General features: G+C 62.7%; 12 protein-coding genes. 5 read left to right on the top strand and 7 right to left on the bottom strand.

What is annotated here, in order from left to right:
- The first annotated feature begins 24 nt into the window (after positions 1–24).
- Genes QC826_RS04165 through QC826_RS04155 form a run of 3 tightly spaced genes read left to right on the top strand, consistent with a single transcriptional unit; the run spans position 25 to position 4,876 of the window.
- On the top strand, positions 25–1,197 hold the full coding sequence (locus QC826_RS04165; protein WP_279764532.1) for an efflux RND transporter periplasmic adaptor subunit: 1,173 nt from the start codon (positions 25–27) through the stop codon (positions 1,195–1,197).
- Positions 1,198–1,206: 9 nt separating this feature from the next.
- Positions 1,207–4,386, top strand: coding sequence for an efflux RND transporter permease subunit (locus tag QC826_RS04160; RefSeq protein WP_279764531.1), 3,180 nt, complete (start codon positions 1,207–1,209; stop codon positions 4,384–4,386).
- 25 nt (positions 4,387–4,411) lie between these two features.
- Complete coding sequence (locus tag QC826_RS04155) at positions 4,412–4,876, top strand: GyrI-like domain-containing protein (RefSeq protein ID WP_279764529.1); 465 nt, start codon at positions 4,412–4,414, stop codon at positions 4,874–4,876.
- 157 nt (positions 4,877–5,033) lie between these two features.
- Here the strand turns inward: QC826_RS04155 and QC826_RS04150 are convergent, their stop codons facing one another.
- The 4 genes from QC826_RS04150 to QC826_RS04135 form a co-directional block, all read right to left on the bottom strand.
- Entirely contained in the window at positions 5,034–6,515 is a 1,482-nt protein-coding gene (locus QC826_RS04150; RefSeq protein WP_279764528.1) for an efflux transporter outer membrane subunit, read from the bottom strand.
- 110 nt (positions 6,516–6,625) lie between these two features.
- Positions 6,626–7,939, bottom strand: coding sequence for an HlyD family secretion protein (locus tag QC826_RS04145; RefSeq protein WP_279764527.1), 1,314 nt, complete (start codon positions 7,937–7,939; stop codon positions 6,626–6,628).
- Complete coding sequence (locus tag QC826_RS04140) at positions 7,936–9,567, bottom strand: MFS transporter (protein ID WP_279764526.1); 1,632 nt, start codon at positions 9,565–9,567, stop codon at positions 7,936–7,938. Before QC826_RS04140 ends, QC826_RS04145 begins: the two co-directional genes overlap by 4 nt.
- A gap of 135 nt (positions 9,568–9,702) precedes the next feature.
- Entirely contained in the window at positions 9,703–10,050 is a 348-nt protein-coding gene (locus tag QC826_RS04135; protein ID WP_279764525.1) for a hypothetical protein, read from the bottom strand.
- A gap of 172 nt (positions 10,051–10,222) precedes the next feature.
- On the opposite strand from QC826_RS04135, the gene QC826_RS04130 reads away from it, so the two are divergent.
- Both QC826_RS04130 and QC826_RS04125 read left to right on the top strand, forming a co-directional pair.
- Positions 10,223–11,083, top strand: coding sequence for an ABC transporter substrate-binding protein (locus QC826_RS04130; protein ID WP_279764524.1), 861 nt, complete (start codon positions 10,223–10,225; stop codon positions 11,081–11,083).
- A gap of 188 nt (positions 11,084–11,271) precedes the next feature.
- Positions 11,272–12,420 (top strand): branched-chain amino acid ABC transporter substrate-binding protein, encoded by a 1,149-nt coding sequence (locus QC826_RS04125; RefSeq protein WP_093385112.1) that lies wholly within the window; start codon positions 11,272–11,274, stop codon positions 12,418–12,420.
- Between the two features lie 295 nt (positions 12,421–12,715).
- Here the strand turns inward: QC826_RS04125 and QC826_RS04120 are convergent, their stop codons facing one another.
- Genes QC826_RS04120 through QC826_RS04110 form a run of 3 tightly spaced genes read right to left on the bottom strand, consistent with a single transcriptional unit; the run spans position 12,716 to position 22,361 of the window.
- Positions 12,716–17,887: a helicase C-terminal domain-containing protein gene (locus tag QC826_RS04120; RefSeq protein ID WP_279764523.1), complete on the bottom strand. Its 5,172-nt coding sequence runs from the start codon at positions 17,885–17,887 to the stop codon at positions 12,716–12,718.
- Between the two features lie 14 nt (positions 17,888–17,901).
- On the bottom strand, positions 17,902–18,948 hold the full coding sequence (locus QC826_RS04115) for a DEAD/DEAH box helicase (RefSeq protein WP_279764522.1): 1,047 nt from the start codon (positions 18,946–18,948) through the stop codon (positions 17,902–17,904).
- On the bottom strand, positions 18,945–22,361 hold the full coding sequence (locus tag QC826_RS04110; protein WP_279764521.1) for an STY4851/ECs_5259 family protein: 3,417 nt from the start codon (positions 22,359–22,361) through the stop codon (positions 18,945–18,947). The genes QC826_RS04115 and QC826_RS04110 overlap by 4 nt, the downstream gene beginning before the upstream one ends.
- Positions 22,362–22,957: the final 596 nt, after the last annotated feature.

Here is a 22,957-nt window from a genome sequence, read left to right as displayed (position 1 = left end):
CGCACCAAACCCGACGGATACCCCATGAAAAGCTACCCAATCAAACCCCTGGCCGGCGCCCTGCTGGCCGTCTGCGGCGCCGCCGGCATCGGCTTCGCCCTGTTCCCGCCCGCCTCCAACGCCGCCGACGACAAGACGGCCGCGCCGCAAAAGGCCGCGCTGACCGTCACCACCGCGCGGCCGCAGGCTTCGCGCCTGCCGATCAAGCTGGCCGCCAACGGCAACGTCGCCGCCTGGCAGGAGGCCAGCGTCGGCAGCGAGTCGAACGGCCTGCGCCTGACCGAGGTCAAGGTCAACGTCGGCGACCAGGTCAAGGCCGGCCAGGTGCTGGCCGTGTTCTCGGCCGACGCCGTCAACGCCGACCTGGCCCAGGCCCGCGCCGGCCTGCAGGAGGCCGAGGCCAACGCCGCCGAGGCGGCCGCCAACGCGGTGCGCGCCCGCTCGCTGCAAAGCAGCGGCGCGCTCAGCGCCCAGCAGATCAGCCAGTATTTGACCGCCGAGCAGACCGCCAACGCCCGCATCGCCTCGGCCAAGGCGGCGCTGGCCACCCAGCAGCTGCGCCTGCGCTACACCCAGGTGCTGGCGCCGGACGCCGGCGTCATCTCGGCGCGCAGCGCCACCGTCGGCGCCGTGGTCGGCGCCGGCACCGAGTTGTTCCGCATGATCCGCCAGGGCCGCCTGGAGTGGCGCGCCGAGGTGGTCGCCGCCGACCTGCGGCAGATCCACGCCGGCACCGGCGCCGTGGTCACCGCCGCCAACGGCGCCGTCCTGAGCGGCAAGGTGCGCATGATCGCGCCCACCGTCGACCCGCAGACCCGCTCGGCGCTGGTCTATGTCGACCTGCCGGCCGGCGCGCTCACTGACGCCGCGCCGTTCAAGGCCGGCATGTTCGCCAGCGGCCAGTTCGAGCTGGGCACCTCCGACGCGCTGACCGTGCCGCAGCAGGCCATCGTCGTGCGCGACGGCTTTTCCTATGTGTTCCGCCTCAACGCCGACCAGCACGTCAGCCAGCTGAAGGTCAAGGCGGGCCGCCGCCTGGCCGAGCGCATCGAGGTGCTCGACGGCGTCAAGCCGGACATGGCCGTGGTGGTCAGCGGCGCCGGCTTCCTCAACGACGGCGACCTGGTGCGCAACGTCGCCGCGCCGCAGACCGTCGCGGCCGCCGCCGCCACCGCCACCGTCAAGCCGGCCAAGTAAGGAACGGTCATGAACTTCTCCTCCCTCTCGATCAAGAACCCGATCCCGGCGATCATGCTGTTCGCCCTGCTGACCCTGGCCGGCCTGATGGCCTACCGCAGCAACCCGGTGCAGGACTTCCCCGACATCGAACTCCCCATCGTCACCGTCACCGCCGTGCTCGAGGGCACCGCCCCGGCCCAGCTGGAGACCGAGGTGGCGCGCAAGATCGAGGACTCGGTCGCCACCCTGCAGGGCATCAAGAACATCTACACCAACGTGCTCGACGGCGTGGCCACCATCACCGTCGAATTCATCCTCGAGAAGCCGATCGCCGAGGCGGTCAACGACGTGCGCGACGCCGTCGCCCGCGTCAAGGCCGACATGCCGGCCGAGCTGCGCGACCCGACCGTGACCAAGGCCTCCACCGCCGGCCGCGTCATCCTGACCTTCACGGCGGCCGCCGCGCAGGGCCACGGCCGCCCGCTCGACCAGCAGGAACTGAGCTGGTTCGTCGACAACAGCGTCGCCAAGCGGCTGCTGTCGGTGCCCGGCGTGGGCGCCGTGAAACGGGTCGGCGGCGTGTTCCGCGAGATCCGCGTCGAGCTCGACGACGCCCGCATGGCGGCGCTCAAGGTGTCGGCGCTGGACGTCTCGCGCCAGCTGCGCCAGGTGCAGAAGGAGGCGCCCGGCGGGCGCGGCGACGTCAGCGGCGCCGAGCAGTCGGTGCGCACCATCGCCACCGTCAAGACGGCCGCCGAGCTGGCGCGGATCGACCTGCCGCTGCCGGACGGCCGCCACGTCCGCCTCGACCAGGTGGCCACGGTGAGCGACACGGTCTCCGAGCCGCGCTCGCTGGCCGAGCAGGACGGCAAGAACGTGGTCGGCTTCGAGATCTTCCGCACCAAGGGCGCCAGCGAGGTGGCCGTGGCCGAAGGGGCGCGCGCCGCCATCGCCGAGCTGCAGCAGGCCCACCCCAACGTGGTGCTCAAGCAGAGCATCGACAACGCCTTCCCCGTCGAGGAGAACTTCCACGGCTCGATGGAGCTGCTGTACGAGGGCGCGCTGCTGGCCGTGCTGGTGGTCTGGTGGTTCCTGCGCGACTGGCGCGCCACGCTGGTGGCGGCCGCCGCGCTGCCGCTGTCGGTGATGCCGGCCTTCCTCGGCATCTACTGGTTCGGCTACACGCTCAACACCGTCACCCTGCTGTCGCTGGCGCTGGTGGTGGGCGTGCTGGTCGACGACGCCATCGTCGAGATCGAAAACATCTCGCGCCACCTGCGCATGGGCAAGACGCCGATGGAGGCGGCGATGGAGGCGGCCGACGAGATCGGCATGGCCGTCATCGCCACCACCTTCGCCCTGGTCGCCGTGTTCCTGCCCACCGCCTTCATGGGCGGCGTGCCCGGCCTGTTCTTCAAGCAGTTCGGCTGGACCGCCGTGCTGGCCGTGCTGGCCTCGCTGGTGGTGGCCCGCCTGCTGACGCCGATGATGGCCGCCTACATCCTCAAGCCGGCCAAGCACGGCGAGGAGGAGGACGGCTGGATGATGCAGCGCTATATCCGCGTGATGCGCTGGTGCCTGACGCACCGGCTGGTCACCGGCATCGCCTCGGCCTGCTTCTTCGTCGGCTCGATCCTGCTGGTGCCGCTGCTGCCGACCGGCTTCGTGCCGGCCGCCGACCGCAGCCAGACGCAGATCAACCTGGAGCTGCCGCCCGGCTCGACGCTGGCCGAAACGCGCGTCGTGGCCGAGCGCGCCCGCGTCGCGGCGATGCAGGTGAAGGGCATCACCGGCGTGTTCAGCTCGATCGGCGGCGGCTCCAGCGGCGACGCCTTCGCCCCCGGCGCGGCGGCCGAGGCGCGCCGCGCCGTGCTGACCCTGACCACGGTGCACCGCACCGAGCGCAAGGAGTCGATGGCCGACCTGGAGGCGCAGATCCGCCACAAGCTCGACGACGTGCCGGGCGCCCGCTTCACCGTCGGCGCCGCCGACAACGGCGTCAAGATGCAACTGGTGCTGCGCAGCGAGGACCCGGTCGCCCTGGTCGAGGCGGCGCAGAAGGTCGAGCGCGAGATGCGCGGCATGAAGGGCATCGGCAACGTCAGCTCGAGCGCCTCGCTGGTGCGCCCGGAGATCATCGTGCGGCCCGACTTCGCCAAGGCGGCCGACCTGGGCGTGACGGCGGCGGCCATCGGCCAGACCGTGCGCGTGGCCACCGCCGGCGACTACGACACCGACCTGACCAAGATGAACCTGCCCGAGCGCCAGGTGCCGATCCGCGTCAAGCTGCCCGACGCCGTGCGCGCCGACCTCGACGCCATCGGCCGCCTCACCGTGCCGGGCAAGAACGGCCCGGTCATGCTGGCCAACGTCGCTACCATCACGATGGAGAGCGGCCCGGCGCAGATCGACCGGCTCAACCGCAGCCGCAACGTCACCCTCAGCGTCGAGCTGGGCAAGCGCACGCTGGGCGAGGTCAACGACGAGGCGCGCGCGCTGCCGGCCATGAAGGCGCTGCCGCCGTCGGTCAAGATCGCCGAGCTGGGCGACGCCCAGGAGATGGTGGCGTTGTTCGCCAGCTTCGGCCTGGCCATGCTGATCGGCGTGATCTGCATCTACTGCGTGCTGGTGCTGCTGTTCAAGGACTTCATGCAGCCGGTGACGATTTTGGCGGCGCTGCCGCTGTCGATCGGCGGCGCCTTCGTGGCGCTGCTGATCACCGGCCGCGCCCTGTCGATGCCGTCGATGATCGGCCTGATCATGCTGATGGGGATCGTCACCAAGAACTCGATCCTGCTGGTCGACTACGCCATCCTGGCGCGCCAGGCCGGCATGAGCCGCTTCGACGCCCTGGTCGACGCCTGCCACAAGCGCAGCCGGCCGATTTTGATGACCACCATCGCCATGGGCGCCGGCATGATGCCGCTGGCGCTGGGCTGGGGTGCCGACCCGAGCTTCCGCTCGCCGATGGCGATCACCGTGATCGGCGGCCTGATCACCTCGACGTTGCTCAGCCTGCTGGTGGTGCCGGCCGTGTTCACCTACATCGACGACCTCGAGCACCTGCTCAAGCGTTTGCGCGACAAGCTGCGCCGCCATCCGCACGCGGCGCCCGGCACGCCGCACCCGGCGCCGCACATCGTCGCCACGACGGCGCATCCGGCGCCGGCCAAGCCGGCCGCCGTCGCCAACCTCGACCAACCTTGAACCCCAACCTGAAAGGAGCAGTAGTATGGACGTCAACGTAATCGATATGCCGGCGGTGCCGGTGGCCTACCTGCGTTACAAGGGGCCATTCGGTGCCGCCATCGGCGACTTCTGGATGGAGGTGTTCGCGCCGTGGCAGCAGGCCGCCGGCCTGCAGGGCCGCACCACCTACGGCGTCGCCGTCGACGACCCGGCCACCACGGCGCCGGAGGAGTGCCGCTACGACGCCTGCGTCGAGATCGAGCCGGGCTACCTGCCGCAGGCGCCGGCCCGCCTGGCCGAACTGCCCGGCGGACGCTGCGCGGTGGCCGCCTTCAAAGGCACCGGCGACCAGATCCCCGCCGCCTGGGGCGAGCTCTTCGGCCAGTGGCTGCCGGCCAGCGGCATGCAGATGGACGCCCGCCCCTGCTTCGAGCGCTATCCGGCCGACTACGCGATGGACCCGGCCAGCGGCGTCTTCGAGTGCGAGCTGTGCATCCCGGTCAAGTAGGCTGAAGCGCGCCGCGCCGGGACCGAACCCCGAGGCAAAAATCAAGGGTCAGACCCTAGGGTCTGACCCTAGGCGCTGCCGGCCGCTGAATCCCAGCAAGCAAAACAGAAACGCCGCGATCATCGCGGCGTTTTCACATCTCGGTCTCAACGCGTCGCTACGGCGCCCAGCCGCCGCCCATGGCGCGGTACAGGTCGACCGAGGCCACCAGTATCCGCGTGCGCAACTGCAACCGGCCGACGTCGGCGCTGTACAGCGTGCGCTGCGCGTCGAGCTCCTCAAGATAAGAAGCATAGCCGTTGCGGTAGCGGTTGTGCGCGATGCGCAGCGTCTCGGCCGCCGTGGCGCGGCGCGCGTCGTTCTCCAGCGCCTGCTCGCGCAAACGCCGCACCGCGCCCAGCCCGTTCTCCGTCTCGGCGAAGGCGGCGCGCACCGCGTTCTCGTAGGCGTAGACGGCCTGGTCGCGCTGCGCCGCCGCCGCGTCGGTCTGCGCCTGCACGCGGCCGCCGTCGAACAGCGGCGCCGCCACCAAGCCCGTCAAATGCCACAGCGCCGTCGGCGCGTTGAGGAAATCGTGCAGCTTGAGCGACTGCACGCCACCCACCGCCGTCAGCTTGAACGAGGGCAGCAGCTGGTCGCGCGTGGCGGCCAGGCTGGCGTTGAGCGCCACCAGGTTGCGCTCGGCGCGGGCGATGTCCGGCCGGCGCCGCAGCAGGTCGGACGGCAGCCCGGCCGGCACCGGCGGCGGGTTCAACTCGGCCAGCGCGGCGCCGCGCGCCACCGCGCCGGGATTGCCGCCGCTCAGAATCGACAGCGCGTTCTCCAACTCGAATATCTGCCGCTTCAGCTGCGGCACCTGTTCGGCCGCCGCCTGGTACTCGGCCTGCGCCTGCAACCACTCCAGCCGCGAGCTGTAGCCCACCTCGAACTGGCGCTGCGCCAGCGCGCGCGACTGCTCGCGCAGCTTGAGCGTGGCCTCGGTCAGCTCGAGCTGGGCGTCCAGGCCGCGCAGGTTGAGGTAGCCGCTGGCCACGCTGGCGGCCACGGCCAGCGCCGCCGCGTCGGCGTTGGCCTGCTCGGCGCGGTAGCCGGCGGCGGCGGCGGCGGTCTGCGCCGCCAGGCGGCCCCAGACGTCGATCTCGTAGCTGGCCTGGAACTCGGCCTGGTAGACGTTGGTCACATACGGCACGCCGTTGTAGGCCAACTGGCGCACGCGGGTCGGCGCGCTGTCGACGCTGACGGCCGGACGCTGGGCGGCGCCGGCCACGCCGACGCGGGCGCGGTACTCGGCCACGCGGGCGCGGGCGACGCGCAGGTCGCCGTTGTGCGCCAGCGCCGTCTCCACCAGCGCGCTCAGCGCCGGATCGCCGAAGCTCTGCCACCACTGCCGCTCGGGTGCCGGCGCGGTGGCCAGCGGACCGACCGTGCCGCGCCAGGCGGCCGGCGTTTGCAGGCTGGCCGGCGGTGGCGGCGCCACCGTGGCGGCGCAGCCGGACAGCAGCGCCAGCGCCGCCAGCACGCTGGCCGGCCGCCGCGTCAACGCCATGCCGGCGGTCGACAGCTGCGGCGTGGACGCCATGCTGGCGCCGCTCGCCGGTCGCGTGGCGAGCGACTTGCTCGCCTTAACCATGGGCCGCATTGAAAATTCCTTGCTCGCTACTGGCGTCGGCGGCTGCACGCACCACAGCGCCGTTCGCAGTGCCGACCAGCGGGAGCCAACCATCAGCTCGCGCATGATGCCGCGCGCGCTCACGGCTTGGCTCCGCCCTGCGCGGCCGGCGCGGGCGCGGAGGCGCGCGCCCGCGCGGACGCCGGCGCAGGCGCCGGCGCGCCGCTGGCGACGTCGTCGGGATCGGCGTCGTTCAGCACGGCCGAGGTGTCGATGCTGACCACCACCGACATGCCCGGCCGCAGCCGGCGCGCCGGCGCCTGGCCGGCGTCGATGCGGATGCGCACCGGGATGCGCTGGGCGATCTTGACGTAGTTGCCGGTGGCGTTGTCGGCCGGCAGCACGGCGAACTCGGAGCCGGTGGCCGGCGAGATGCGTTCGACCTGGCCGGTCAGCGTGGCGCCGTCGAGGGCGTCGACCTTGAAGGTGGCGCCCTGCCCCACCTGCACATTGGCCATCTGGGTCTCCTTCAAATTGGCGATGATCCACAGCTGGCGCGGCACCAGGCCCATCAACTGGGCGCCGGTGTTGACATAGGCGCCCTGGCGCACCATCACCTGGCCCAGCTGGCCGTCGGCCGGCGCGCTGATGCGGGTGTTGTCCAGGTCGACCTTGGCCGCCTTCAGCGCGGCCTGGGCGTTGGCCACCGCCGCCTCCAGCGACAGCTTGTTGACCGTCACCGTCTGCACCGATTGGCGGGCGATGTCCAGGCTGGCGCGCGCCTGCGCCACCGCCGCCACGCTTTGCGCGCCGGCCGCCTTCGAGCCGTCCTGCTCGCGCAGCGACAGCGAACCGTCGGCCGCCAGCTGGTTGACCCGGCCCAGGTCGGCCGCCGCCTTGCGCGCCTGCGCCTCGGCGTTGGCCAGCGTGGCCTGGTTCAACGCCACGCCCGCCTCGGCGCTGCGGCGCGCCTGCTCCCAGTTGGCCAGCGCGGCCTGCTGCGCCGCCAATTGGGCCTGCGCCTGCTCGTAGCGCTGCTGGTAGATGCGGTCGTCCAGCCGCACCAGCAGCTCGCCCTGTTTGACCTGCTGGAAGTCCTGCACCTTGACCTCGACCACGTAGCCGGACAGCTGGGTGCCGACCAGCGTGACCTGGCCGCGCACCAGCGCGTTCTCGGTCGAGACGACGGCGCTGCTGAACGGCGGCAGGCGCCAGGCGTACAGCACCACCAGCACGCCGATCAGCGCCACCGCCGCGAAGGCGATGGCGCTGATGATCTGGTTGCGCCGCTCCGGCTGCGCCGGCGCCGCAGCGGCGGCGGTGGCAGCAGGAGCGGCCTGAGCGGCGGCAGGTGCTGCGGCCGGGGCGGCGGCGGACGGCGTCGGGGCGGCGGCCGCTGTCGGGGCGGCGGCCGGTGTTGGGCTGGCGGACGTGTCGGGGGTGTTGTTGCTCATGTGGCTCCAGAATTGTTAAGCGAAACGTTGGCCATGCCGGTCTGCGCGTTTTGCGCCGGCGGCACCGCCTTGCAAACGGTGCAGATGTGCCACAGGTAGCGCGCCGCCAGCCAGGCCATGGTCAGCAGCGCCAGCACGGCAATGGCCATGAAGACGTCGTTGTAGGCCAGGATGTTGGCCTCGCGGCTGGCCGCCGCGCCCAGCGCCGCCACGCCCTTGGCGTTGCGCGCGGCCGGGTCGCCGAGGACGCCGCCGAGCGCGGCGCCGCCGGCCTGGATGCGCGCCGCCACCTGCGGGTCGAGCAGGGTCAGGTGCTCGACCAGCTGGCTCGAGTGGTACTTCTCGCGCAGCACCTGGAAGGTGCCGACCAGGGCCGAACCGAGCAGGCCGCCGATGTTCTGCGAGATGGTGAACATCAGCGAGAAGCTGATCAGGTTGCGCGGCGCGGCGATCACCGCGCCGAAGCCGGAGACGAAGGTGGGGCCGAGGAAGAAGGCGCCGCCGAAGGCCAGCAGGAACTGGCTGAGGTACATCTGCGCCGGCCGCGTCAGGTTGCTGGCGCGCGAGTCCATCGCCGCGCCGACGGCCATCAACAGTAGCGAGAACATCAGCGAGGCGGGGATGCGCGCCGGCGTGATGGTCAGCGCGCTGGCGGCCAGGCCGGCCACGCTGCCGAGCAGCACCCACAGCCACAGGGTCTGCATCTGGTCGTTGTTCAGGCCCAGCGCCTGCAGGAAGCCGACGGTGCCGGTGGCCTCGGACAGCACGATGCGGATCAGCAGCACCGACAGCGCCAGCCGCAGCATGTTGCCGTTGCTAAGCCAGCGCGTGTTGAGCAGCGGCGCGGCGCGGTTGTGCTCGACCAGCAGCGCGGCGCAGATCAACACGATGGAGCCGGCCAGGCTGTAGCCCAGCCACGGCGCCTCCAGCCACCAGACGCTGCGGCCCAGCGCCAGCACGGCCGACAGCAGGGCCACGCCGGGGGCGAACAGGGCGAAGGTGAGGAAGTCGAGTTTTTCAAAGGCCTTGACGCGGTCGCCCGGCGGCAGCTTGAGCAGCAGCACGCAGCCCAGCGCCAGCAGGGCCAGGCCCAGTTCGAAGAAGTACAGGCCGCGCCACTCGCCCAGCTCGAGCAGCTCGGACGAGAACAGCCGCGCCAGCGGCATGGTCAACTGGGCGAAGCCGACCCCCAGCACCACCGCCTTGAGCCGGTGCCGCGCCGGGAAGGCCTGCAGCGTGTAGTACAGGCCGAGCACCGTCAGCGCCGCGCCGCTCATGCCGCTGGCGGCGCGCACGGCGATGGCCGAGCCCAGGCCGTGGACGAACAGGTGGGCCAGCGTGGCCAGCGCGTACAGCACCAGGAACAGCTCGGTGAACAGGCGCAGGCCGTACTGCTGGCGGAACTTCACCAGCAGCAGGTTCATCGACACGTTGGCCATCACGTAGGCGGCCGGCAGCCAGGCGATCTCGGTCGAGTAGACGCCCAGCGAGCCTTGGAGATACGGCAGGTTGACCGTCACCAGCGCGTTGCCCAGGCCGCCGGTGAGGGCGACGATCAGGCCGACGACCAGGTAGGCGTAGCGGCGCCGGTCCGAGTGCAGCGGCGTCGATGGCGAGCCCGGCAGCATAGGCCGTTCATGCGGAAGCCAGGTTCGTTAGGGGCGTACTCGTTCATGCGTGGTGGTGTAGGTTAGCGCTAACGGCGCCAGCATAGCACGCCGGTGCTGCTAAAAACACCACTAAGCGGGGCGCCCGGCGCCGCCTTATTTGCGCGGACCGAACAGCTTGGACAGGCCGTAGCCGGCCGCCGCCGCCAGCAGCACCGAGGCGACCGGACTGCTGCGCACGTAGCCGCGGCCGCTCTCGGCGAAGCGCTTGTACGAGTCGGCCAGCTGGCGGCTGCGCGCGGCCACCGCGTCGGCCGCGCCGTCGGCCCGGTCGGCCACCGCGTCGACGCCGCCGTGGGCGCGCTCGGCCAGGCGGTTGGTCAGCGGCGGCACCTGCTCGGCCACCTTGTCGATGGCGCTGTGGGCGTCCGCCCGCAGGTCCTTGCCGATTTGCGTGACGCCGTCGCGGCTAGCGCCGATTTTGTTTTCCAGATGGTTGTCCATGGTGGTTTCCTAATGTGGTTGAACGGAATAGGGCGAACTGCACGGTCTACAATAGACCCGCCGCCGCCGGCCTACTGTGCGCCAGCGAACCCAATGGCGCGGGCGGCGCGCCGCCGCGCCGAATTCTGCAATAATCGAGGCACCGCCCCCTTTTCGCCGGAGACCGCCGCACATGCCAGACCAGACCCGTCGCGCCCTGCTGCTGGCCGCGCTGGCCGGCGCGCTGCCGGCCGTCGGCGCTGCCGCCAGCGCCGCCAAAGCCAGCGCTGCGGCGGCCAGCCCGGCCGCGCCGATGCCGACGCCGACGCCAACCTTGACGCTGCTGCGCGGCGAGTCGCTCGACGAGCACGGCCAGCAACGGCCGCCCAGCCCGGCGCAGCGCCAGCTGTTCGGCGCCCTCGAGCGCGAGCTCGGCGTCGTCTTCGCCATCCAGACCTACCCGTGGCCGCGCGCCGAGCGCAAGGCGCTGGCCGGCGCCGGCCTGATCTTCGGCCTGCCACCCACGCCGGAACGGCTGCGCCGGCTGCGCTACTCGGCGCCGGCCGCCAGCAACCGGCTGTGGCTGGTCACCCGCAGCGACGCCACCTTCCCCTTCGCCGGCCTGGCCGACCTGACCGGCAAGACCGTCGGCGCGGTGCGCGGCTACAGCTACGGCGCCGCCTTCGAGCAGGCCCGCGGCAAGGCCTTCCGGGTCGACGACGACATCGCCTCGCGCGCCACCCGGCTGGCCCGGCTGATGCTGCGCCGGGTCGACGTGGTGCTGCTCTACCAGCCCAGCTCGGAGAGCGCGGCCGAGGTCGAGGCCAAGGTGCGCGCCTACATGGCGCCGCGCCTGCGCGACATGGGGGTGCCGGCCACGGCCGAGCTGAGCGTGCTGCCGCAGCCGATGGCCAGCGAACCGCTGTACTTCGCCATCGCCCGTGGCCGCGACGACGCCATCATCGGGCGCATCGACGCCGCGCTGGCGCGCCTGCGCCGCCAGGGCGAGCCGGTGCCGCCGCCGCCACCGCCGCCCGCCGGCGGCCGGCCCTAGCCCGGCACGCGGGGGCGCCGGCGCGAAACCGAATATTATTCCGCCGCGCCGCCGTTTGCGGCCCGAAGGGGCGAAAAATACACCCCGTCGCGGCCCAAGTCACACATTAATATTTTTCATTTTTAGCGATAATTCAGGGCACGCCCCGCCACGCACGGCCGGGGCGGCCACCACATATCGGAGACCGAATGACTCTCAAGCCCATCCTCAAGCACATCGTCAAGCACAGCGCCGCCGCCCTGGCGCTGCTGGGCGCGGCCGGCGCCGCCGGCGCGCAGGACCTGCTCGTCAAGATCGGCCACAGCGGCCCGCTGTCCGGCGCCCAGGCCTTCTCCGGCAAGGACAACGAGAACGGCGTGCGGCTGGCCGTCGAGGAGCTCAACGCCAAGCCGATCACCGTCGGCGGCAAGAAGCTGCGCTTCGAGCTGCTCTCCGAGGACGACCAGGGCGACCCCAAGAGCGGCATGGCGGCGGCGCAGAAGCTGATCGACAAGGGCGTCAAGTTCGTCGTCGGGCCGTACAACTCGGGCGTGGCCATTCCCGCCTCGCGCGCCTACAACGACGCCGGCGTTCTGCTCGCCACCGTGGCCACCAACCCCAAGGTGACCCAGCAGGGCTACGCCGGCCTGTTCCGCATCAACGCCAGCGACACCCAGCTCGGCTCGAAGATGGCGCTGTACGCCGCCAAGGAGCTCAAGTTCAAGAACGTCGCCGTGATCGACGACCGCACCGCCTTCGGCCAGGGCGTGGCCGAGGAGTTCAAGAAGCAGGCCAAGGCCTCCGGCATGCAGATCGCCGGCCACGAGTTCACCACCGACAAGGCGTTCGACTTCAGCGCCATCCTCACCAAGCTCAAGACCAAGCAGCCCGACGCCATCTTCTTCGGCGGCTACGCGCCGCAGGCCGCGCCGATGGCGCGCCAGATGCGCCAGCTGGGCATCCACGCCAAGCTGCTCGGCGGCGACACCATCTGCACCGCCGAGATGGGCAAGCTGGCCGGCGACGCCGCCGGCGACAACGTGCTGTGCTCGCAGGGCGGCGCCCTGCTCGACAAGGCCAGCGCCGGCCCGGCCTTCAAGGCCAAGTTCAAGGCCCGCTTCAAGCAGGACGCCGACGTCTACGCCGCCTCCTACTACGACGCCACGCTGATGTACGCCCAAGCCATGCAGAAGGCCAACTCGACCGACCCGGCCAAGGTCGGCCCGGCCGTCAGCGCCGGCGCCTACCAGGGCGTGGCCGGCACCTACTCCTTCGACGCCAAGGGCGACATGAAGCAGTCGCCGGTGACCATCTTCACCTTCAAGAACGGCCAGCCACTGCCGCTGAGCAGCTACTAGGCGCGGACCGCGCTATCCGGCAAGCGCAGGCGTCCGTCGGTCAGTCCTAAACGGACGCTGCGCGTACAGTTGGTACGCGCGATGGCACGACGGGGCCATCCATTGGTGGGGGCGCGTTCATTTCCTGGAAAACTCCTTCTTCGGATCAACAACGCGACAGTGATGGCACGGTATCGCTTTGGCGCGATGGGGATTTGGAACACGACGATGAACTCTAACTGTCCGGTCAAGTCACAATCACTACACATTCGGCAGGTTATCATGGACCTGACAGTGCCGTTGGGTCCATGATCTGCTAATTTGCCTTCACAAATACATGGCTTGGTAATCCTGAAGGTGCCGCAATATTGCCCGCCATGGTAATCAAGTTCCGCGCCTGTTCTGACACACTGCTCCCAAAGTCAAACCGGTTGAAGTATCCACCTCTAGGAATGACCCAGTAGGAGACGCCCTGATCCAATCTGAGGCTAATGAGCCTGCCGGATGCAAAGCGTAGTGTCAGCACGCGAGAGTGCTCGATTGCACCAGGCTCAGCACTCTCGACCGTCGATTCGAGCCCACATTCATCAAGTGCTCGGTTGACTGCTACGTCGCGGAAAGCGTCGTTCCTCCAGTCATCCCAGAGGCGCCCCAAGGATTCACGTTGGGCCAAGAACTTCAGTGTCTGCATACGCACTGCAAAACCAGCATCGCCTGGAGCAGTGCCCTTTAGTGCGTAAACCAGCGAGATGAATAGTGCCGCAGCTAGAGGGCTTCTGATATAGCGATCACAGTACTCCACTGCGATCAACCTGTCGTTGCTTTGACTAAGCAACGTGGCGACTGCTGGAACTTGTACAGATACATGCTTCCAAAAGCGATTTCCAAAGCCATCGATAGTGCCATCTAACTCGCCATTTAGTTCAAGATCTCTATCGCTGCTGGAATGAAGGCTGATGTCAGCAGAGGAAATAGGCGCCCCCAGGTCATACAATTCGACCTGGCCCCGAACCAGTACATCTCCTGCCGCCAACTCTCCCCATTCCGAGTTCGCTACAAAAGCAGAATTACTGTTGCTAGCCCACGCAGTCCATCCATTGCTTGTTCTAACGGCGGCCAAGAAGGGTAGACAATCCGTCCCAACTGATAATTGATTAGATGCCGCTTCGAAATATTGAGCGCCGGCACCGGTCCACTCAGACAGCTTTCGCTGATTCGCTTCATCCATTGATGCTAAGGTGCCCATCGCCGCATAGAGTTCAATCGGCAAGGATTGAGCGTACCATCCATAGAGCAAACGCTGTAGTCGATGCGCGCTAGGGAGATCCCACTGCGCGGAATCTTCATGAAGGTATATCCTTACACGTTGAACGCCTCCCGATTCGCACTGCATGCTAAGAGATTCCCAGAGGGTTACTGACTCTGGCAGAGTCATTTCTCCGAAAACTTGCAGGTTCTCAGGCAACGCTAGACTTGTGATCCAGGCCTCATCAAGCACTTCAAGTGCACGATGGCGATTAAGACGGTCCGCTGCAAATCGGGTATCGAATGTTAGCAGGCAATGCTGGCAGGCCGATTCGCAGCTAACCGAACAAAAGAGAGCATTGCGTACCTTCGTCCAAAATTCTGCTGTCTGTAGCTGAGGGGCCACTAACGTCGTGTAGCCACCGCTGCGTTGATCGAACACTTGAATTGTTCGGACGGTTTTCCCGTCTTGAAGGATAGGCGCAGTTGCGCATCCGAGCTCATCTTCAAGAATTCCAAGAATCTTTGCAATCGCCGCACGCATCGCGATTGCAATGGAAAATGCCGCGACATCATCGTTTAACCAACTAGTTCCACCAACATTGGATAGCATCACTTCAAGTGCGTCGCCGATGCTATCGTGTCCTAGGTGGACATACTGTTTGATCTTCCATGAACTATCGCTGCCGGCACAAGTTCGTGTGTTGTCCTGTCCCTTATTGCCTCTGAGGCGACGATGTAAAGACTTGGCCCGAAATATCGTTGGAAGTGAGCGCTCATTGGGGCTCGCCTTCGGATCTTCATGCTCCAGCATCGCCTCCGCCCTACCACACTCAAGGCAAACCGCGTAACCAAGTCCTGACTCGCCACTCGAATGGCTGAAGAGATGAGCGTGATTACTTGTTCGGAAACGTCCTGCTCCGGCGTTGGCCAATGCGATCCAGGGTGCATTGACGCTAAGCCAAGGCTGCTCCACCGGCATATAACGTTGTACTGTGACGTCCGTATGCGGCTCATCAAAGAAATCCACTGCGAAGCCGGATGGTACCAAGTAGAGCGGGATATCTCGTGCCTCTAAGGTGAATCCGCACTCTTGGCAGCACTCAGGCCGCACTGACATGCTGTTTCCACTTGCGCCGCAACGACGGCACCGCCATGCATACTTGAAAAGCTGCGCTTCCCTGGCGTCAGCCTCGCTTGCTGGAACATGCCAATTTAGCGTGATCCCACGCGAACGATATATGAGCCCATCCATAACCAAATCTGCGCCAGGTGCGTACTCACGCAGAGCGGTTACACGGTCTCGTGATGGTAGGTCTTGATATCGACCACGATTGTCCTCGCGAGTTGCCCCACCGTCTACTACCGCACTTCGCGTACGGTTGTCCAAGGAGACCACATCGGTTGGAAAGCCGTATCCGGGCAGGAAGCGACGGTTCGCTAATTCAGAAAGGAGATACTCATCTTCGATTCGCCTTATTTGAATCTCAAGAGCTTTTAGTGCTGAATTTTTGCTGGTTTCTCCCTCGAATATCTTCAACTGCTGTACAACGCCTTCGTACACCGCAGTCCACTGCTCGCTTGACTGCCTCATTGAAGTTCCTGCGTCCGCCGCGAGCCGCGACGCTTGGACGGATTGCAAAGATGTCCCTGTTACGAGAGCCTCTAGGCCAGCCCGCAACACTGCATTTAGGTTCTTTTCCCCATGTTCGCACCAGAGCATGAACCTCTCGGCGACACTATATTCGCCTTGCCGACGAAAGAAGGCTGCGCAATTTACCCCCTTAAGCTCTTCGTTTCGTGCGACGTTTCTAAACCAATGCGATAGTAGCCAAGCGTTGATATGTCGCTGTACTAAATCACGACTCCTGAGAGATACGTCTGGAACTGGTATCGTCACTGCAAAAGGCCAGTCTGGCCGGGAAAAAACGCCTTGATCGTGTGGTGTGTTTTTGCAGACGGTCAGCGCGACAGCCCGGCCCTCGCTACGCCGGCCCGCTCGCCCAGCACGCTGAAGATAATTGGCAGGATGTGGTGGTACATTGTTCATTGCGACAACGCTTATGCCGCCGATATCCACTCCCATTTCCATCGTCGTTGAGCAGCTCATTACGTTTATACGCCCGCTCTTAAAAAGATCTTCATAGCGTTTTAAGCGGCTTCTCGGCTGCTGCGCTGAATGCTCAACACATCTCAACCACGCGCCGCCTTCAATGGTCCGATCATGCAGATCGGACCACAGTCCTTGCTCTCTAAGCGCGTGAACTTGCGGCTCACTTTCAAGCCAGTTTCGTGCTTCAGTCAATTTACTTTCGAAGTCATCCCCTTTGCCGAACGCGTCGGGATATACAGGAATATCCGTCATCTCTACCTTGCATACAGCATCAGGCGCTTTAGCTGATGCATAGGGGGTCATGCCCATGAAGGGTGTATCAATGAATCGACGACTTATCGGGCATATTCCTGCTCGAACTATCGTACGCAAAGCGACTTTCGTAAAGTCAAGGCGATAACCATCCTCAGACTTGATCAGAATTACTGCGCGCTCAGTCAGATCAACCCAAGCAGCCCTCAGTAGCGCGTCAATTTGATCTTGTTTTCTATCAACTTCCCAACCAGTGCTCTTCAATAATAATTTTATCGGACGGGGCTGCCTTGAGCTATTAGGCCTTACTTGGACCCAGTGCGTATGTCTGTTGTCAGCAACCTCTTTTGAGGTTGGGGCTAGTAGCCATTTCGGACTTATGCGAATCCCCACAAAGCGCTGTAAGTTTATGTCTAACTCAACAAATGAATTTTCGCGAACATAAAAATCGAGCAGTACCTTCAGATAACTGCGCCATGCTTCGAGCCCGTGGGGCCATCCGGCCGGAGCCTTTGACAATGTTTCGAGCTGTGGGTAGTGAAGGGCGACCAGCCCCATACTTTCGAGACTATTTCGATTTTTTGGACGGCGGGCAAACTCGCGATACATCAACATGAGAGCAAGCATGCTCGCCCCCGCTCCGGCTTGAAATACCGATGGGGCGATGCCAGCGTAGTAGTCGAGCATACCAGCTTCAATGTCATTACTTCCTGCCAACTTAGCTCGCAGCTCGTTCCATCCAAGCTCTGCCATCGGTGTACTATGCTGCTTGGCCGTCAGTCTATCGAGTGCTGATGCCTGATCCACTGTGATTGTGCCGGCAGCTTTCATTTGAAGAAGTACAGTCAGCAGCATTTGCTCGTTGCTACTAAGACCTTCTGAAGCGCCAGCGCTTTGCAACAGTAAATGGTAGATGAGCCCGCGAACCCGATTGCGTTCAGAGTCCTGTTGCAATTTCAGCGCAAGGCGGGCCGTACCTTGCCTGCTATCCGTGAAAGAGATCATCTTGCGCCCTCGGAATGGCTTCGACAAAGGCGCATCTTTATCGTCGGGGCAAAATTCAAGAAGAGTGCCGGTTACCAGACCCATGGTCAGTGGAGAGCCGAAAGCCAACCGACGCATAATTGAAACTTTTCCACCTTGACTGTCGCATGCTGGGCAGTATTCTGGATCATCTTGTTCGCGCAAGTGAAGAAGAATGGTCTGCGTTTCACCAGGATTTATGCGCAGTGTATGGTCAGCCGTGTCTAGCAAAGATGGAGGGCAGCGTCCCTCGAAAAGTCGATTACTCACGAGCACGCTTGATCGAGAAAGAGGCGACGACGCGTCACTGTTGTCTTCCCTCGTTTCCTCGGAGTCCTCGTCGGCATCCAGAGCAAATTCATCACCACTGTCCCGCTGCGGAGCTGTCAATCTATGATTCGCGGTGACCATACCTTGCAAATGCAGTGCATTGCACTCTTTGCAGCTTACCAATGGCAGCACGGGGGCGGAGCACGCGCAAGTTAAGCGTTCAGATGTGTAGACACTTCCGAACGCCCAATCTTCGCCGGATAGAATTTCAGGTTTTGCAGGACAGTTTCTATCCACACATGCAAATAGGCCGTTCAGGACGTTATGGAATAGATGAATCCGCAGCGGCAAATAAGACTGCCCGTTCGCTTCGCGGCGAGTACCGGATAACAGGTCCAGCCATCGTGTCAGCTCGGATTGACTGAGTTCTAGCGATTCAAATTGTTTCATCAATGACGACAGTTTGTGGACCTTCGTCTTCCCATCTGGCGCAAACGTCGCACGAATCGCTCGGGCGGTGGAATGAGATGCCAAGGCATCGAAACGCTCCGAGCTAATCTCAGATTCACCGTCAATTTCCTGCAATGATTCAAGTGATATTATCGGGGCCTAACAGCAGGCAATGACAATGGAGGAACATGACGTTTACCATGAATTACGTAAATTTGATTTGGCTCTACGCCTGCCATTGCGGCAAGAAACGCTTTAAGTTTTCGCGTCGCTTCCTCATCATCTCCGAATGTAGCCGAAGTCGCAACAAATCGCACGTTTTTTGGTAGAACTCCAAACGCCAGCATTACACGCCGTAATAGAAGCGCCATCTCGGCGGCCTGCGATCCAATGTGCGTGTGTGCCTCATCGAGCACAATCCATTCAAGTTTCCCCTGTGACTTCGAAAGTATTGGCGCGTCTTCCTTTCTGACCAACATATACTCAAGCATCGTGGCGTTTGTAACCAACATTGGAGGCGGATCGCTTCTTAGCGTGCGCCGATCGATTACCTGTCCCCGGTACTCTTTTTGAATCCCCTTGGCCTCATCAGGAAGATTGCCTGTGTACAGGCAATAGCGCAATCGACCGTTGAATCCATCCGTCCAAGCGTCCAGACGATTTTGTTGACTAGCGATCAGTGCATTGAGAGGATAGATGAATAGCGCACGCACGCCTTGAAGTGCGCCCTCGGCCTCCGCCTGTCGCGTCAGGCGGTCAAGGATTGGAACCAGAAAACATTCAGTTTTCCCGGAACCTGTTCCACTGGTGACTACCAATGATCTCGGATCTTTCATCGAGAGTGTTTTCCAAGCCTGGAGCTGATGCGCAAACGGAGATCTGGAGATTGGAAAGGTATAGTCTTCTGCCAGTGCTATGGGAGGATTTGCCATGCATGCCACTAAATCGGCGTGCAGCAGCTCTCCCGAAAGCTTTGCCATGTTCGTATCGCTCTCGGTCCAACCAAACGTCGGTTCGAACACTGGATCCGCGAGCATGCTAGCATGGCTACCTGGCTGTCCGGACAACTGTTCAGAAAGATAGCCTCGCAAACTCGGCTGTGCAATACCCATAACACTAAGGGCTGCGCGCTTACTCCGGGTAGTAAGTTCGTTGATCAGCGGTTGGATAAACGGTCGATATTTGTACATGCTCATACCTCAGTCTTAATCTGCCCGTCGCATAGCGCGCATTGCATAGCGCACTGGTATGCTTCATCGAACCAATAAGGGTCGAAGTCGCGATATCCGCGCAGTGCTGCAAGATGATTCGGTGACTCCCGCCAGTGATTTGTCTCGCCGGCAGCGGCTTCATACGCTAGCAAGAATGGCAAAGCGATGACGGAGAACTTGCGATCATCATGCAGCGATTGAATTTCTTGGAAAAGGCGTTTCCCGCTCGGCGTTAGAGAAAATCTTTGCACCTGTGTGTTGAGTTCGCTTGGCCAAAGATCTTGATCTGTCTCGGGGCGGCGGATTAGGCGTTGTAGCGCTGCGCTATCACCTTCATATAGACTATGCAGTAAGCCAGCGGCCAAGATCGCCAATTGTTGGGGATTACGATCAAGTTCCGACATGCGCTTTCCGTCCAATTCATGTTGAGCTAAGGTCAGTGACATGCTCAACACAGACGGCAACCTTTTTGCTAGCTGTAGTCGCCCCTGCAACAGCAGGTCATCCAATAAACGTTCGACTTCGCTCTTGGTTGCGCTCACTGCCTTCAGCCGTCTAATTGCACGCTGCCAATGAATTGGTGAGGTGAAGGCCCACTCAAAAGGCAGTTCTTGATCTGCACGTTGACTGATCCGCTCGGCAAAGCCATCTACTCTAAGATGGGCCATTATCATCGATTGTGGAACCCTTGCCATGGCGATCCATAAATCAAGGCTAGATAAAGGTAGATGGCCGATACGTAGAGATAGTCCCTCAACCCAGGACCAGTCCTGGTGACCTGGATGCTCGGCCATTTCGGCCAGCGCCAAGGCTAGAGCATTCAGCCGCTGTCGTTTGTCTCGAACACTTAGTGCCAATTTGAGTGGTGTTCCGCCTACTGAGTCGCTCGGATCCCCGATTTTCCATGCAAGGGGACGAAGTGGTAGTGGCGAATCAAAGGTAGGATAAATTAGCCAATTGCCGGACGCACGATTTTCTGGATTGAATGCCCAAGCTCCTGAGTGGATATCGTCGACCTCGACTGGGAGTAGCTGAACGTCTTGGTCTGGGTGTTGCAGAGGCAGGGCACGAATAGACGTATCTCGGAGCGACTCTTGTGCCAGCATCCGAACGCAGCGATCAGAAACGCAATAGGTTCCGATCTCTTTGTCGGGAACCACATCATAGGCGTAGCGCGCCACGCGGAATCCATCATAGTGTTTGCCGTCAGAGTCGAATCGTGCCTCAACACACACATCCAACGCTTCGACACTCGCTAGCATCTGCGCGATCGTTGGCATCAATTCAAACAGTCTAATCTCACGGAGAGCAGATTCTCCACTTGCCCGATGATACGCAAAGCGTCGCTCGATCCTACTATTCCCTTCGATACCTCGAAGGCTTAATGTAAGTAGCCACCGAGCATTAGGATTACTCGATAATAGGCGGGCACGTGCGCCGAGCAAATCCTGAACGCGAATTTGCCCCCCAAGCTGAAGACTCTTTCCAGCTTGATCGCTCAAGACAACCCCTTGTGAAGGGAACGGTAAGACAAGCCGTTGAAAGCCTTGGCCATGCCATCCTATTTGCAGTGTGATATCCGCAGGCACCTGCGTACCCACTGCATCAAGACTGATAGTCCAATTTTCACCGTCGTCCTTACGCACCACTGCGCTATGATTGTCCGAAGCTTCGACGGCGACAGAACTGGCTGGCCAAGCGTCAAGTTTGATAGAACCGTTATGCGGCGTAGTGCCAGCACAGTATCGTATTCTGGCGCCTTCCGGAAGGCATACCGCTTTGAGCCGACTTTGGAGTTTTCCACTTTCAACCCATCGTAGTAGTCCAAGGCCGGTCGGCGGGGGAGTTTGCGCTAACGAGCGGTCGTTCCCCACCCCTTGTTGCCGCCAGAACACCTGGCTTAGGGAGACACCGGCCATTTCGCCAGTTGGTCCAACACGAACTAGCCTGGGCTTTGCAACGAATACAAAGGAAGGATCAGAATCAAGGTACAGCCGCTTTCCCTGCCAGAGAAAATTCTCCTGAGCCGAATCGCTCGCTCCGGTGCGAATGTCAAAGTAATCTCCGTCCTGAGCGACCCTGCATTCACCTTTGAATAGGCGGTATACATTTCGATCACCGTCGCTACCTAGCAGTTCAATCAGACATTCGGATCCTGCTATTCGTGCTGATGACGGAACGGACAGAAGTACCGTGTCGTTGCGAACGCAGGAGCTGCCTGTTCTGATCACCTGTGCCATTGGCGCAGTATCAATTAGAATCCAGGGCAAAGTTGTGTCAGGAGCATCGCTGCCGGGAACATCGCAAGCATGCAGTAGGCCGCCATACCTACTTAGTTCCAAACTTACGCTCCCGCTGAACCAACATCCCGGCAACTGAGTTCGCTCGATTCGCAATGCTACTTCGTCACCGATGACGACACCCCGACCAATGGACACAACAGATCCTTCAGATCTCATTGCAATATCGAATGACTGCGGAAGGTCATGCGGGGCTATACCTATACTCTCAACGAATGCTTCGGCTTTCATTCTGGGAACTACGTCAACCTGACAATAGCGCTCGCGCAGGTTGGTTGATTCAATACCGACACCACGGTGTATGAAAAACGGAGTCCGAGTCCCGCGCGTGGCAGCGACGGCGTCATTCACAAGACCTGTCAACAAGCTTTGTGCGACGTGACCATCAAGCCGCAAGGGAAAGCGCAGTTTCCAGTCCGGGCAACGCGCCTCTAAACGAGCCAACGGATCCGCTGCCTCTGCCAATTGGAACTCGTTGCGTAATGCAAGTATCGTCTCGACGACCGCCGCGAATAAAGAGAATATGCTTTCTTCACGATAGGTTCGCGGAAGAAGATGCTGCTGTTCGCGAACTGCATCGAGAAGCTCGTCCTGACGCAACATTGGCAACCGTCCTAACCTGAGCAGAACAAGTCGAAGCAAGGCAGCAATTCGACCCTGAGCTTCTTCAAGGAGACGTTCGGGAATGCCACCATTTAGGATTACCTGTCCAAGGTACGGTCGTGCATTGGGCAGAGTTCCTACCAAGCGCCAGAACTCGCGAGCATTCATAACCCAGGCTTGCTTGACCACCTGCCCAGGTTCGGCTAACGGTATCGCATCGAAGAGACCTGACCATCCCCACGCTCCACCTGCGTAGCATCGTTTCCACCATTCAGCGGCAAAAAGAAACCAAGCAGCTTTAAAGCTTCTCGCATCGCAAAGGGCACCTAAGGAGGCAGCGCTAACTGCACGTAGCGCTTGCTTCAGGTCCGCATACTCAACATCACTTAGGTGGTATGCGAACAACTGACGGCCATCTGGCCTCGACAAGTTACGACTTGAAAAAAAACCTGCCAGCCAATGCGTAAATATGGCTTCGATCTGTCCCTGTGTCATCGCATTGCCTCAATGGAATGTGCTAATCTGTTCTTTGAACCGTGGCCATGTATTTTCATTTTAAACAATTATATGCATGCAATACTTTCCTGTAGCCATATTCTTTCTCTTCAAAATCTAGAAATCCAATAGGTACCACCACAAGCCGATCTGTCAGGCTGGTTTTACGCCGAGAAGGATGTCCTGATCCTGACGCTGTTGGCGCGACTGGACGTGTTGGCTTCGAAGGTGAACAAGTCCGGCTATATGCCGAGGCCATCATGCGTTTCACCGCCGAACCGGCCGTTCCGTTCACCAACAACGTGGCTGAGCTGGCCGTGCGCATCTTCAAGATTAAACCAGCTACTTCCGCACCGTTGAAGGCGCCCACAATTTCTGTGTCATCAGCTCCCGCTTAGATTCTCTTCGCATGCAAGGCCACAGCATGCTGGAAGTACTCCGCAGGGCTTTCAGCGGCAATTCTTTTCTTCCAACCGCGTAGCGGCTGAATAGTCACGCTCAAAGTTTGGAGCGCCCCAAAAGAAGCCTATGTACCGAATCCGGCTGTGTCCAACTGACAACATCAATTGCCGGACCGTCCAGCCGGCGGGCTGCCG

The organism is Rugamonas sp. DEMB1 (genome assembly GCF_029834475.1).
In the GTDB taxonomy this organism is placed as follows: Bacteria; Pseudomonadota; Gammaproteobacteria; order Burkholderiales; family Burkholderiaceae_D; genus Rugamonas; species Rugamonas rubra.
The sequence above is the reverse complement of the archived record's forward strand: the minus strand, read 5'-3'. Positions and strand labels throughout refer to the sequence as shown.

Bases quoted from the DNA above. Each gene is read 5' to 3' on its own strand.
- QC826_RS04125 (WP_093385112.1), top strand. From the start codon at position 11,272: ATGACTCTCAAGCCCATCCTCAAGCACATCGTCAAGCACAGCGCCGCC.
- QC826_RS04150 (WP_279764528.1), bottom strand. From the start codon at position 6,515: ATGCGGCCCATGGTTAAGGCGAGCAAGTCGCTCGCCACGCGACCGGCG.
- QC826_RS04145 (WP_279764527.1), bottom strand. From the start codon at position 7,939: ATGAGCAACAACACCCCCGACACGTCCGCCAGCCCAACACCGGCCGCC.
- QC826_RS04110 (WP_279764521.1), bottom strand. From the start codon at position 22,361: ATGACACAGGGACAGATCGAAGCCATATTTACGCATTGGCTGGCAGGT.
- QC826_RS04155 (WP_279764529.1), top strand. From the start codon at position 4,412: ATGGACGTCAACGTAATCGATATGCCGGCGGTGCCGGTGGCCTACCTG.
- QC826_RS04130 (WP_279764524.1), top strand. From the start codon at position 10,223: ATGCCAGACCAGACCCGTCGCGCCCTGCTGCTGGCCGCGCTGGCCGGC.
- QC826_RS04140 (WP_279764526.1), bottom strand. From the start codon at position 9,567: ATGCTGCCGGGCTCGCCATCGACGCCGCTGCACTCGGACCGGCGCCGC.
- QC826_RS04165 (WP_279764532.1), top strand. From the start codon at position 25: ATGAAAAGCTACCCAATCAAACCCCTGGCCGGCGCCCTGCTGGCCGTC.
- QC826_RS04160 (WP_279764531.1), top strand. From the start codon at position 1,207: ATGAACTTCTCCTCCCTCTCGATCAAGAACCCGATCCCGGCGATCATG.
- QC826_RS04135 (WP_279764525.1), bottom strand. From the start codon at position 10,050: ATGGACAACCATCTGGAAAACAAAATCGGCGCTAGCCGCGACGGCGTC.
- QC826_RS04115 (WP_279764522.1), bottom strand. From the start codon at position 18,948: ATGAGCATGTACAAATATCGACCGTTTATCCAACCGCTGATCAACGAA.